Consider the following 11,879-nt stretch of genomic DNA (forward strand, 5'->3'; position numbering starts at 1 on the left):
GAACCTGCCATGTCATCCGTTCCCGTTTACCAGAACTTCATCAACGGCCGCTTTGCCGCAAGCGAAGCGCATATCGATGTGCTCAATCCGGCCACCGGCGCCTTGCTGTCCAAGGTTCCTGCCTCCACCGTCGCCGATGTCGACCAGGCCCTCGCCGCTGCCCGCAGTGCGCAAAAAGACTGGGCACGCAAACCCGCGATCGAACGCGCCGGCCACCTGCGCCGCATCGCTGCCAAGCTGCGCGAAAACGTCGCCCATCTGGCCCGCACCATTACCCTGGAGCAAGGCAAGATCACGAGCCTGGCCGAAGTCGAGGTGAATTTCACCGCTGATTACCTCGACTACATGGCCGAATGGGCGCGGCGCATCGAAGGCGAGATCATCACCAGCGACCGCCCCAATGAAAATATCTTCCTGTTCCGCAAGCCGCTGGGCGTGGTAGCCGGCATTCTGCCGTGGAATTTTCCGTTCTTTTTGATCGCGCGAAAAATGGCGCCGGCGTTGCTCACCGGCAACACCATCGTGATCAAGCCCAGCGAAGAAACCCCGAACAACTGCTTTGAATTCGCCAAACTGGTGGCCGAGACCGACCTGCCCGCCGGCGTATTCAACGTAGTCTGCGGCGACGGCCAGGTCGGCGGCGCACTCACTGCGCACAAAGGCGTGGACATGATCAGCTTCACCGGCAGCGTCGCCACCGGCACGCGGATCATGGCCGCCGCCGCGCCGAACATTACCAAGCTCAACCTGGAGTTGGGCGGCAAGGCGCCGGCCATTGTACTCGCGGATGCCGACCTGGAGCTGGCGGTCAAAGCCATCCGCGATTCGCGCATCATCAACACCGGCCAAGTGTGCAACTGCGCCGAACGGGTGTATGTGCAACGCAAGGTCGCGGATCAGTTTATCGAGCGCATCAGCGCGGCGATGTCGGCCACCCGCTACGGTGATCCCATCGCCCAGACCGACGTGGAAATGGGCCCGCTGATCAACCGTCAGGGCCTCGAAAGCGTCGACCGCAAGGTTCGCACCGCGCTGAGCCAGGGCGCGACCCTGATCAGCGGCGGGCAGATTGCCGACTTAGGCGCGGGCTTCCACTTCCAGCCAACGGTCTTGGCCGGGTGCCGCGCCGATATGGAGATCATGCGAGAAGAGATCTTCGGCCCGGTGTTGCCGATCCAGATTGTCGACGACCTCGACGAAGCCATCGCCCTGGCCAACGACTGCGACTACGGCCTGACCTCGTCGATCTATACCCGCGACTTGGGTAAGGCCATGCACGCGATACGTGAGATCGACTTTGGCGAAACCTACGTCAACCGCGAGAACTTCGAGGCCATGCAAGGCTTTCATGCCGGCGTACGAAAATCCGGGATCGGCGGTGCCGACGGCAAGCACGGCCTGTACGAATATACCCATACCCATGTGGTTTATCTGCAGAGCTGAGCAGTTTAAACCGGGCCATGCACGCTAGCGTGCGGGCCCTTCCGATTTCGCTTCTGATAAGGACTGCGCCATGCCCCTGACGCTCTATAGCGGCCCGATCATCGACAGCCACCTGCACCTGTTTGATCCGCGCCGCCCCCAGGGCATTCCCTGGCCCGAGCCGGGCAACCGGTTGTACGCCGCGCACCTGCCGGCGGACTACTGGGCCCTGGCCGGCCCACACAATGTGATCGGCGCGATTGCCGTGGAAGCCAGCCCGTGGCGCGACGATAACCGCTGGCTGCTCGACACACTGCGCAGTGAGCCGCGCATGCTGGGTTTTGTCGGCAACCTGGACCCGCTGCACCCCGACTTCGCCGCCGACCTCGAAGCGTTGACGGATGAGCCGCTGTTTCTCGGCCTGCGCTACGGCAACCTGTGGGACCGCGACCTGCTGCACGACCAGACTCGCCCCGGCTTTATCGATGGCCTGCGCCAATTGGCCGCCTGCGGCCGGGGCCTGGACAGCGCCAATCCGACCCCGCGCTTGATCAAGGCGTTGTTGCACCTGAGCGATGCTTTGCCACAGCTGCGCATCATCGTTGATCACCTGCCCAACGCCCAAGTGCCGGCGGGTGAAGAAGCCGCCTGCCACGCCGACCTGCTGCGCCTCGCCGAGCGCCCGAATGTGTTCGCCAAACTGGCGGAAATCCCCCAGCTCGGGCCGCACGGTTTGATCACCGACACCGCGTTCTACCATGACCGCCTGGCCGTGCTGTGGGAGGCCTTTGGCGAAGAGCGTTGCTTCTTCGGCGGCGACTGGCCCAACAGCGATCACCTGGCGAATTTCGCCACCACCCTGGGGCTCGTCAAACAGTGCATGGCCGACAAACCCGAGGCGGTGCAAGCGAAGTTCTTCCTGCATAACGCGGTGCGCATCTACACACCGACGCCGCCCCATGGAGACCAGTGATGCAGACCCGTGCCTTGCGCATGAACCTCAACCCCGGCCAGGCCGCCGAGTATCGCCGGCGCCATGACCAGATCTGGCCGGAACTGGCCCAGGCCCTGCTGGACGCGGGCGTGGTGGATTACCGGATTTTCCTCGATGAGCCGGCCAACGCGTTGTTCGCCGTGCTGACCCACGAGGACGTGCATGGCCTGGATGAACTGCCCGGTACCGCGTTGATGCAGCGCTGGTGGAACTATATGCAGGACATCATGCCCAGCCACCCGGATGCCTCGCCGATCAGTGTCGACCTGCTTCCCATGTTCCAACTGACGCGCCCCTGATCCAACCGACCCACAACAACAATAAAAAGGATTCGACTACGTGGAAATCATTCTCCTTGGTGTGATTCTGCACTTTATCGGCGGCTTCGCTTCCGGCAGTTTCTACATCCCCTACAAGAAGGTCCGCGGCTGGGCCTGGGAAAGCTACTGGATCACCGGCGGCCTGGTGTCCTGGCTGATCGTGCCACTGATCGCCGCCCAACTGACAGTGCCCGGCTGGGTGGAAATCCTGCGCACGGCCGACACCGGCACCCTGCTCTGGACCTATATGTTCGGCGTGCTGTGGGGCATCGGCGGGCTGACCTTCGGCCTGACTATGCGTTACCTGGGCTTGTCCCTGGGCATGTCGTTGATCATGGGCCTCACCTCGGCCCTCGGCGCTCTGATGCCGGCCCTGTACCGCGACCTGTTCACCACTGAAACCGAAGGTACGTTGACCTCGATGCTGGCGTCCCAGGGCGGGCATTGGGTGCTGTGGGGCGTGGCGGTGTCGCTGGTCGGTATCGCGGTGTGCGGCAAAGCCGGGCTGATCAAGGAACGGGAAGTGTCCCAGGCGGTGAAGTTCGCCAGTGTCAGCGAGTTCTCCCTGGGCAAGGGCATGCTGGTGGCGGTGATTTCCGGCGTGCTCAGTGCGTGCTTCAGCTACGGCATTTCCGCCGGCCGCCCACTGGCCGCCGCAGCAGTGGAACATGGTGCCAACAGTCTGTTCCAGAATAACGTGACCTTCATGGTGATCATGTGGGGCGGCCTCACCACCAATGGTATCTGGTGCCTGTGGCTGAACTGGCGCAACCGTACCTTCCATAACTACACCGACCGCAGCACCCCGTTACTGGGCAATTACCTGTTGGTCGCCATTGCCGGCACGCTGTGGTTCCTGCAGTTTTTCTTCTACGGCATGGGCGAAAGCCGCCTGCAGAACGACGCCAGTTCCTGGGTGCTGCACATGTCGTTCATCATCATCGTGTCCAACTGCTGGGGCCTGTATTTCCGCGAATGGCACGGCACCAGCGCCGCCAACAAGGGCGTTTTGGTAGCGGGTATCGCGGTGATCCTCGGCGCAATCGCCATGGTCGGCTACGGCAATTATCTCGGCTGATGCCACTTACTTCTTGAAGGAGAGTTTTTATGTTGCTTGCAGACAAAACCGTAATCATCACCGGCGCCTCCCGTGGCATTGGCCGCGCCGCCGCCCGTGAATGCGCACGCCAGGGCGCCCGCGTGGTGATCGGCCACAGCGGCAGCGGCCAGGGCACTGAGGCGGCGCTTTCGTTGATCGAGGAGATCAAGGCCTTTGGCGGCCAAGCCATCGAAGTAGGTGGTGATGCGGCCGACCCGGACACCGGTGACAAGCTGGTGGCCGGCGCAGTCCGGGCCTTCGGCAGCGTCGACGTGTTCGTCAACAACGCAGGCATCTGCCCGTTCCACTCGTTTCTGGATATGCCCCGCGAGGTCTACCTGAAAACCATCAACACCAACCTCAACGGCGCCTACTTCGCCGTACAGGCGGCGGCCAACCAGATGAAGAACCAAGGCCGTGGTGGCGCGATCATCGCCGTCAGTTCCATCAGTGCGTTGGTGGGCGGCGGCATGCAAACCCACTACACGCCGACCAAGGCCGGGCTGCATTCGTTGATGCAATCCTGCGCGATTGCTCTGGGCCCCTACGGCATTCGCTGCAACTCGGTGTTGCCGGGCACCATCGCCACCGACATCAACAAGGACGACCTGGCCGACGAAGAAAAACTCGCCTACATGACCTCACGCACGCCGTTGGGTCGCCTGGGTGAACCGGATGATGTGGCCGGGCCGATCGTTTTCCTCGCCTCGGACATGGCGCGTTATGTGACCGGTGCTTCGTTGCTGGTGGATGGCGGGTTGTTCGTAAACCTGCAGTAGCCACCGCTGCCCCAGACATCACACTTCCAATGTGGGAGCGGGCTTGCCCCAATGCCAGTCAGTTAAAGCTTTTTGTAGGAGTGAGGGGGACGCCTAGTTCTTGCTCGCGAAAAATTCACAGGCACCGCGTTCATTCAGAAAGCACGCGTTATCGTTGACGTTTTTCGCGAGCAAGAGCTAGGCGCCCCCCTCGCTCCTACAGGCGGCGGGGTGCAGTTTATTGCTGATTTTTAGTTAGCACTCCAAGTGCGAGCACGTCGTTTATCGGCATTGGCAAAACCATCGGCTTCAACCACCTCAACGAACAATTGCACACCATCGAAATCGGCAATAGTTCGGCACCGGCGAACCAGGTAGAAAACTGATCGAATGGTGACAAAAACTGACCGCCTTGCTGTGTAGATTCCAATCGGTGACGACCCCAGTCGTATGCCGGATTTTGGAGACGCATCATGAAACGCATTCAGTACAGCAGGTATGGCGGGCCAGAGGTCATGCAGGTCAAGGACTTTGAACTCCCTCACCCAGGCGAAGGTGAGGTCGGTGTCAGCGTCAAGTTTTCAGCGATCAATCCCATTGACTGGAAGCTGCGGACTGGGCAAATGAAGATCGTTACCGGTAGGAAATTCCCTCGCGCGATGGGAATGGATTTCTCTGGCAGGGTTATATCGGTCGGTACCGGCGTCACGCGATTCAACGTCGGGGACCCGGTGTTTGGACTCGCCCGTTTTAAAGAAAGCGGAGCATTCGGCCAAGCCCTTATCACAAAAGAGGCGTTTTTAGCCCATAAGCCGGATGATGTGTCATTCGAGCACGCCGCCTGTTTGGGTACCCCTGGTGTGACTGCCTGGAACGGGCTTATAGACAAGGCCAAGCTGCACGCCGGCCAGCATGTCTTCGTCAATGGATGTGCCGGTGCCGTCGGCGAAGCCGCTGTACAAATAGCGCTGATGCAGGGGGCCGTCGTCTCGGGCAGTTGCAGCGACAGGGACATGCAGCGAGCAAAGTCGCTGGGTATGCAGACTGTTTATGATTATCGGAACCTGCAGCTATCGAGTATTGCCACTCGATTCGACGTGGTTTACGACACCGCGGCAACGCTGTCGATATCTGAAGGCGTTGCGACGCTAAAATCGGGCGGCGTATTTCTGGATCTAAACCCCGGCCCAGGCAAGTTTGTCCGCGCTTTGTTCGATCGCAGACTCAAAATAATCATAGGCTCACCGCGCGCCGAGATATTGGATCAGCTTGCCAAGGCTGCCATTGATAAGCGCTACAACGTCCGAGTTGCGGAAACCGTTTCGATGGCCGAGGCGATTCGACTTATCACTGAGCTTGAGAAAGGCCGTAAGCTCGGCGGTAAAGGTGTCATCGCGATGGAGTAGACATGGCCAGGAGTCACCGTTTGTTTGAGCTAATCCAAGTGCTGCGCCGACATCGCAGAACGGTGTCGGGGCAGACACTTGCGCTGGAACTGGGCGTTTCATTACGCACCATACGTCGCGATGTGGTGACCTTGCAGGGGATGGGCGCCGACATCGAGGGTGAGCCGGGCTTAGGTTATATTTTGAAACCTGGTTTTCTGTTACCCCCGCTTGCATTTACAGAAGAAGAAATACAGGCGCTTGTAGTCGGGGCCCAGTGGGTCAGTCGTCAGACAGACGATAAATTTGCCCTCGCGGTAAAGAACGCGTTGGCCAAAATCAATGCCGTGTTGCCTCTGGATATGCGTCACACCTTTGACGACGAAACGTTCTACGTGGGCGCCCGCTCCAACCTTTGCACTTCAATCGACCTGAGTGAAGTCCGATTCGCATTGCGCGACCAGCGCAAACTGCTGATCACCTTGTCGATATTCCACGCACCTGCAGATAAACAAATTATCTGGCCGATCATGCTGGGCTTCATAGACGCAAAGCGCTTCCTGTCGGCGTGGTGTGAAGCGGACAACCGGTTCCGCGTGATAGCGATGGATGACATCGCAAAACTGGAAGTGCTTGCCGAGCGCTATAGCCGCAACCGACGTCAGCTTATCAAGGAATGGCGAGCTCATGAGGTGTTGCCTTGTAACGGCTCTGGCAAGGAGTGCTGATCGGAGGAATAAACGACGTCGCACACCCGATGTGGATGGGGGCAAAAACTGGGGGCACAATTCGTTTATTTCAGGCTAAAAAACAACCGTCCTAGAGCCCAGTCAACATGTTCTTTGGCGATCCTGAGAGCCTTTGAGCGTCGTCAGCAAGCCTGTTCATCCTGATCACTTCAGCAGGCTGACCCCATCGAGCAGTACCGCCCACTAAGCCGTTTGTTAAAGCGAGGGCTTGCGCCTAATATGCAAGTCGCACCTTGCATAACGACTGTCAAGGCTTGCTCATCACCCAGCCCGCATATTCGAAGGAGTGGCATGCAGATGAAAGAATCCAAAGAAGTGTACGAACGCATCAGTGAACAGTTCGAGGATTTCACCACCAGGGCCTCTCAACGCAAGGTCGAGGTCGACACCTTCCGTAGCATGGTCGGCAATGTCGAGGGCCTGCGTATCCTGGACCTGGCCTGTGGGCATGGTTTCTTCAGTCGCCAGTTGAAGGACTGGGGGGCGGCCAAGGTGCATGGCGTGGATATTTCCGAAAACATGATCTACCAGGCACGGCAGGCCAACGACGGTATCGCCTACGAAGTACGGGACGTGGCGAAGATGGGCCGTATCGGCGCCTACGACATGGTGACGGCGGCCTGGCTGTTCAACTATGCCAGCAGTGTCGACGAACTGAGCAAGATGTTTCAGTCGGCGGCCGACAACCTGAAGCCCGGTGGTCAATTGGTGGCCTACACCGCCAACCCGTCGTTCGAACTGCAAAAAGGCAATTTCACCCGCTATGGGATTGAGGTGTTCGATGAAACCCCGGTCGCCGGCGGGTTTCGCTGCAACGCGCAGTTCATGTCATCGCCCCCCGCACCGTTTACCTACTATCGCTGGGAGCAAGGCGTGTACGAAGAAGCCGCACGGGTAGCCGGTTTCAACCAGCTCACCTGGGTCGCCCCGCTGATCAGTGAACACAGCCGCACCACCATGGGTGCGGGGTACTGGCAACTGTTCGAGCGCAACAGCCTGCAGATCGGTTTGACCTGCCGCAAATAATCGCGCAGTGATCGTTTCCACGCGCGTGGGAACGATCACGCCAGGGCGCTGACCGGCCGCAATCGCACCCGGATGTCCGCCCCTACCAGGCATTGCTCGATGATCGACAACGGTTGCGCCTGCCCAAGATCGGTCAAGCCATCCAGCGCCAGCAACGGCCGTGCATCACTGCCCAGGAACATCGGGGCGATGTATACCAGCCACTCATCCACCAGGCCTGCCGCCGCAAAGGCGCCACACAATACCGGGCCGGCTTCGACCTGGACCTCGTTGCACCCCTCCTCAGCCAGGACCGTCATGATCTGCCGCAGGTCAAGCCCTTCGCCGTCCAGCCCGACCTGCCGGAAACGCACACCCGCAGGAGGCGGGTGCAACGGCTGTGCGCCGGGCCCATGAAACACCAGGGTCGGTGCCGCGCCATCCAGCACATGGGCATTGGCATCGCCCTTGAGGTGCTGGTCGAGCACCACCCGCAGCGGCGCGGAAAATGCCGTGTGCGGGTCGGGCAGGCGCACCGTCAGGCGCGGGTTGTCTGCCAGCAGCGTGCCGCTGCCGGTGAGCACGGCGCAAGCCCGGGCGCGCCACACTTGCACATCGTCCCGGGCCTCGGGCGAGGTGATCCATTTGGATTGTCCGTTACCCAGGGCCGTGCGACCGTCCAGGCTCATGGCCAGTTTGATCCGCAACCACGGCCGCTTGCGCTCGGTACGCGAGAAAAACCCCTGGTTCAACTCGCGCGCCTCCGGGCACGGCAGGTGTTCGACCTGCACCCCCGCCGCCTCAAGCCGCTCAACACCATAATGCTCATGCTGAGAGCGGTCGACACTGGCGATCACCACCCGCGCCACGCCGGCCTTGATCAATGCGTCGGCACAGGGCGGCGTGCGCCCATGACCGCCGCACGGCTCCAGGGTGACATAGGCGGTGGCGCCCCGAGCATCGACGCCCGCCTCGCGCAACGCATTGACTTCGGCGTGAGCCTGCCCCGCCCACTCGTGCCAGCCCTGGCCAAGCAGCAGGTCGCCCTTGGCGATCACGCAACCGACCCGGGGATTCGGCGCCGTGGTAAAGGCGCCCCGGTCAGCCAGTTTCAGGGCGAGCCGCATGAAGTGCATGTCGCGCGCCAGCGCCAGGCTCATGTGCGAACCAGCGCCAGCAGGTACACCGCCTCACCGTGCTGACGCTCGATCACCACCAGGTCCTGCCAAGTGAAACCAAACGCTTCCAGGGTGTCGCGCACACCCTGTTCGGTGAAGAAATAACCTTGACGCTGGTTATCCATCTCGCGCCAGCCCGGCTCCGGGTTGCTCGCGTCGACACCGAAGACGTTGAGCCCAATCAGCGCGCCAGGGCGCGCGTACTGGCGGATATTGGCCAGGTAACGGCTCCACTCATCCGGATGCTGGTGATGGAAGCAGCCATTGTCGAGTACGCCGTCAAACACCTCCCCTGCCGGTGGCTGCCAATCCTGCAGGGCGCTGCACACCAGGCTCAGACGCTCGCCCCAGCGTTTGCGCAGCAGCGGCCAGCTGGAATTCTCGACGATATCCAGGCCGGTCACCCGGTGCCCTGCCAGGATAAACTCCGAGGCATCTCGTGCACGGCCAACGCCCACGTCGAGGATGTGCTGGTCCGGCGTCGGCCCCAGTGCCTCGAGGAAAACCCGGGCGGCCTTGGCCATGCCGATGTCCCAGGACCACTCATCTTCACCATGGCTGTAGCGGTGGACAAATGAGGTGTCGAGCGCCCGGCGGTACGTCGATACATCCATGAATTGCGCTTGCTTGCTCATATCAGGCAGTCCTTGGGTCAAGAGGCGCGACGGGTGGCGATCCCGTAGATCTGGCCATCGTAGGAACTGGCCAGGAAATCATCGCTGGCCGTGCTGTGGGTGATGCAGGAGATGCCACTGGCCGTGGGACGCTGTACTTGCTGCCAGGAACGGCTGGGCAAGTCGAACAGCGCGATGGTGCCGCTGTAGTTCGCAGTGGCGATCACTTCCCCGTCGGCCGAGGCACAAATGCACTTGATGGAATTGCGGTGCGGCGTGTCATAGACCTCGTCACCGGACTCCAGCCACAGGCGCAGCTTCAGGTCGCGACCAATGCTGGCGAAACCGCCGTCGACCCGGCAGCAACCGTTGGAGATACGCGTGTGGGCATTTTCGATATGCCGTGCGCAACTGAAGTCGCTGATGGTGTGCAGGGCGGCGGCGGCCGAGGCGCATACGCTGAACAGGTGATGCTCGTTGGCCGCCACGCCTTTGATCGCGTTGTCGTGCATCGGGATCGACGCCACCAGCTCCAGGCTGTTATCGCCAGCGATGATAAACACCAAGCCTTCGCCGGTGTAGGTTCCGATCAGTGCATGAAGCTGGCCATTGCGCTGGAACGTCGTGCCGCAATTGAGCGGCGAGCGATGTTGATACAACAGGCGCCCGCTGAGGGCATCGAACACCTGGCCCATCTGCCCGCCGGTCAGCAGCAGCGGGCCGAACGGCAGCAGGAAATTGCACAGGCTGCCGACACCGCTTACGGGCTGGTTATCGCGAAACAGCAAGCCCGCGTCACCGATGCTGTATTGCCCGCCGTCGGTGGTCACCACGGCGTTGATGCTCACCGCCGGCTGGATGCCGTCCACCACCCACTGATCGTTTTCATAATCCCAGGTGGCGTAGCGCGAGCCGAAGGTGGCGAACACCAAGGCATCGCTGCCGACGAACGCACAGCTGCGTGGCCAGACGATGCTCGGCAAATTGGTGCTGCGCAGGCGCTCCAGCTGGGTGCCATCGAAGCGCCAGAGGATCGCCAGGCGGTCATAACTCAAGGTGACCAGCAGCTGTTTTTCATCATTCCAGACGATGCGCTTGATCCCGGCATCGTGGGCCGGAATGGAGCGGATATCGCCCCCGTGGATGATCGAGATGCGCCCCTCGTCGTCACCGGCAAACACCACGCCGGCACGGGTAATGGCGACGGTATCGGTCTCGACGCCGCCGATGTCGACTTCATCGCATTGCTCGAAGGTGGTGGTGTCCCACTGGCGCACCGTGCCGTCGTCGCTGCTGGAAATCAGGCGCTTGCCATCCGGCGACCAGACCACGGAAATCACGTCGGCCTGATGCCCGCGGCAGGTGCCCTTGAGGTTGCCGTCGAGGTCGAAGAGGCGTAGTTGATGATCGCGCGAGCAGGTCGCGATTGACGCACCGTCCGGCGAGAACACCGCCATTTCCACGTCGTCGTCATGCCCCGACAGCACGGCTTTGAGGCGCATGCTCGGCACTTCCCAAACGCGGGCGGTGTAGTCACTGCTGGCACTCACCAGGTACTTGCCATCGGCGCTGAACGCGCACTGGTTGGCTAAGTGGTCATGGCTGACACGGTGGATCGAATGCCCGGTATGGGCATTCCACAAAATGACTTGGTTGTCGTAACCGGCGGTGGCGATGAACTCACCAGCATGGGCGGCAACGCCGCTGATAGGGCCTATGTGTCTCATCGAAAAGTCCTTTTCCTGGGGAATGAATCAAAGCTTGATGGTGTGGCTCGACTTACTGACTTTTGATCGCAGGTAGTTGTGGTTCTGCTTGGTCAGGAACACCCCGGTAGGCACTGAGCTGACCACGTCGATCCCGCCGTCGCGCAGTTGCTTGACCTTGTCCGGGTTGTTGGTCAGGAGCCTGCAGCGATGTACATCCAGGGCGCGCAGCATGGCGACCGCCGGGGCGAAACTGCGCGAGTCTTCCGGGTGGTTGAGCTTCAGGTTGGCCTCGTAGGTGTCCATACCGGCGTCTTGCAGCAGGTAGGTTTCAAACTTCGAATACAGGCCGATACCGCGACCCTCCTGGCGCAGGTAGATCAGGTAGCCGCCTTCGGCATCAAGCGCTTTCAAGGCTTCCTGTAACTGCGGGCCGCAATCGCAGCGCTGGGAACCGAATACATCACCGGTAATGCATTCGGAATGCACGCGCACCAGGGGCACATCGGCATCGGGCTCACCGGCCTTGACGGCAAAGTGTTCATTGTTCTTGTCAAAGCCCTTGAACCCGAAAAAGTGGGCGTTGACGGAGCCGCCAAGAATGGAGATGGGAACTTGCGTATGGAGCGTTACTGGAGTGTCCATGACT

Annotated in this window: 12 protein-coding genes; 8 read left to right on the forward strand and 4 right to left on the reverse strand. The window is 60.9% G+C overall.

Annotation, left to right across the window (positions count from 1 at the left end; translation table 11 throughout):
* Window positions 1-9: 9 nt before the first annotated feature.
* The 8 genes from aldA to TU82_RS07650 all read left to right on the forward strand — a co-directional run bounded on the left by aldA (window position 10) and on the right by TU82_RS07650 (window position 7,753).
* Entirely contained in the window at window positions 10-1,443 is a 1,434-nt protein-coding gene (aldA, locus tag TU82_RS07615) for an aldehyde dehydrogenase (protein ID WP_057722499.1), read from the forward strand.
* A gap of 70 nt (window positions 1,444-1,513) precedes the next feature.
* Window positions 1,514-2,395: an amidohydrolase family protein gene (locus TU82_RS07620; RefSeq protein WP_057722500.1), complete on the forward strand. Its 882-nt coding sequence runs from the start codon at window positions 1,514-1,516 to the stop codon at window positions 2,393-2,395.
* Window positions 2,395-2,715, forward strand: coding sequence for an L-rhamnose mutarotase (gene rhaM, locus TU82_RS07625; RefSeq protein WP_173667470.1), 321 nt, complete (start codon window positions 2,395-2,397; stop codon window positions 2,713-2,715). Before TU82_RS07620 ends, rhaM begins: the two co-directional genes overlap by 1 nt.
* Window positions 2,716-2,755: 40 nt before the next feature.
* Window positions 2,756-3,814, forward strand: a complete 1,059-nt coding sequence (gene rhaT / locus TU82_RS07630) for an L-rhamnose/proton symporter RhaT (protein WP_057722501.1) — start codon at window positions 2,756-2,758, stop codon at window positions 3,812-3,814.
* 29 nt (window positions 3,815-3,843) lie between these two features.
* Window positions 3,844-4,614 (forward strand): L-rhamnose 1-dehydrogenase Lra1, encoded by a 771-nt coding sequence (gene lra1 / locus TU82_RS07635; RefSeq protein ID WP_057722502.1) that lies wholly within the window; start codon window positions 3,844-3,846, stop codon window positions 4,612-4,614.
* A gap of 452 nt (window positions 4,615-5,066) precedes the next feature.
* Window positions 5,067-5,999: an NAD(P)-dependent alcohol dehydrogenase gene (locus tag TU82_RS07640; protein ID WP_057722503.1), complete on the forward strand. Its 933-nt coding sequence runs from the start codon at window positions 5,067-5,069 to the stop codon at window positions 5,997-5,999.
* A gap of 2 nt (window positions 6,000-6,001) precedes the next feature.
* Window positions 6,002-6,706 (forward strand): helix-turn-helix transcriptional regulator, encoded by a 705-nt coding sequence (locus tag TU82_RS07645; RefSeq protein ID WP_057722504.1) that lies wholly within the window; start codon window positions 6,002-6,004, stop codon window positions 6,704-6,706.
* A 318-nt stretch (window positions 6,707-7,024) separates the two neighbouring features.
* Window positions 7,025-7,753 (forward strand): class I SAM-dependent methyltransferase, encoded by a 729-nt coding sequence (locus TU82_RS07650; protein ID WP_057722654.1) that lies wholly within the window; start codon window positions 7,025-7,027, stop codon window positions 7,751-7,753.
* Between the two features lie 35 nt (window positions 7,754-7,788).
* Here TU82_RS07650 and ribD read toward each other — a convergent pair whose 3' ends face one another.
* Genes ribD through ribA form a run of 4 tightly spaced genes read right to left on the reverse strand, consistent with a single transcriptional unit; the run spans window position 7,789 to window position 11,875 of the window.
* Window positions 7,789-8,892 carry a bifunctional diaminohydroxyphosphoribosylaminopyrimidine deaminase/5-amino-6-(5-phosphoribosylamino)uracil reductase RibD gene (ribD, locus tag TU82_RS07655; RefSeq protein ID WP_231982754.1) on the reverse strand — a complete coding sequence of 368 codons (1,104 nt, stop codon included), beginning with the start codon at window positions 8,890-8,892 and terminating at the stop codon, window positions 7,789-7,791.
* Window positions 8,889-9,545, reverse strand: coding sequence for an SAM-dependent methyltransferase (locus TU82_RS07660; RefSeq protein WP_057722505.1), 657 nt, complete (start codon window positions 9,543-9,545; stop codon window positions 8,889-8,891). The genes ribD and TU82_RS07660 overlap by 4 nt, the downstream gene beginning before the upstream one ends.
* 17 nt (window positions 9,546-9,562) lie before the next feature.
* The gene (locus TU82_RS07665; protein WP_057722506.1) at window positions 9,563-11,251 is read right to left on the reverse strand and encodes a WD40 repeat domain-containing protein; all 1,689 of its coding nucleotides are present in this window, start codon (window positions 11,249-11,251) and stop codon (window positions 9,563-9,565) included.
* Between the two features lie 27 nt (window positions 11,252-11,278).
* On the reverse strand, window positions 11,279-11,875 hold the full coding sequence (ribA, locus tag TU82_RS07670) for a GTP cyclohydrolase II RibA (RefSeq protein ID WP_057722507.1): 597 nt from the start codon (window positions 11,873-11,875) through the stop codon (window positions 11,279-11,281).
* Window positions 11,876-11,879: the final 4 nt, after the last annotated feature.

The organism is Pseudomonas orientalis (assembly GCF_001439815.1).
Lineage (GTDB): Bacteria > Pseudomonadota > Gammaproteobacteria > Pseudomonadales > Pseudomonadaceae > Aquipseudomonas > Aquipseudomonas orientalis.

Bases quoted from the DNA above. Each gene is read 5' to 3' on its own strand.
- aldA (WP_057722499.1), top strand. From the start codon at position 10: ATGTCATCCGTTCCCGTTTACCAGAACTTCATCAACGGCCGCTTTGCC.
- TU82_RS07620 (WP_057722500.1), top strand. From the start codon at position 1,514: ATGCCCCTGACGCTCTATAGCGGCCCGATCATCGACAGCCACCTGCAC.
- rhaM (WP_173667470.1), top strand. From the start codon at position 2,395: ATGCAGACCCGTGCCTTGCGCATGAACCTCAACCCCGGCCAGGCCGCC.
- lra1 (WP_057722502.1), top strand. From the start codon at position 3,844: ATGTTGCTTGCAGACAAAACCGTAATCATCACCGGCGCCTCCCGTGGC.
- TU82_RS07640 (WP_057722503.1), top strand. From the start codon at position 5,067: ATGAAACGCATTCAGTACAGCAGGTATGGCGGGCCAGAGGTCATGCAG.
- TU82_RS07645 (WP_057722504.1), top strand. From the start codon at position 6,002: ATGGCCAGGAGTCACCGTTTGTTTGAGCTAATCCAAGTGCTGCGCCGA.
- TU82_RS07650 (WP_057722654.1), top strand. From the start codon at position 7,025: ATGAAAGAATCCAAAGAAGTGTACGAACGCATCAGTGAACAGTTCGAG.
- ribD (WP_231982754.1), bottom strand. From the start codon at position 8,892: ATGAGCCTGGCGCTGGCGCGCGACATGCACTTCATGCGGCTCGCCCTG.
- TU82_RS07660 (WP_057722505.1), bottom strand. From the start codon at position 9,545: ATGAGCAAGCAAGCGCAATTCATGGATGTATCGACGTACCGCCGGGCG.
- TU82_RS07665 (WP_057722506.1), bottom strand. From the start codon at position 11,251: ATGAGACACATAGGCCCTATCAGCGGCGTTGCCGCCCATGCTGGTGAG.
- ribA (WP_057722507.1), bottom strand. From the start codon at position 11,875: ATGGACACTCCAGTAACGCTCCATACGCAAGTTCCCATCTCCATTCTT.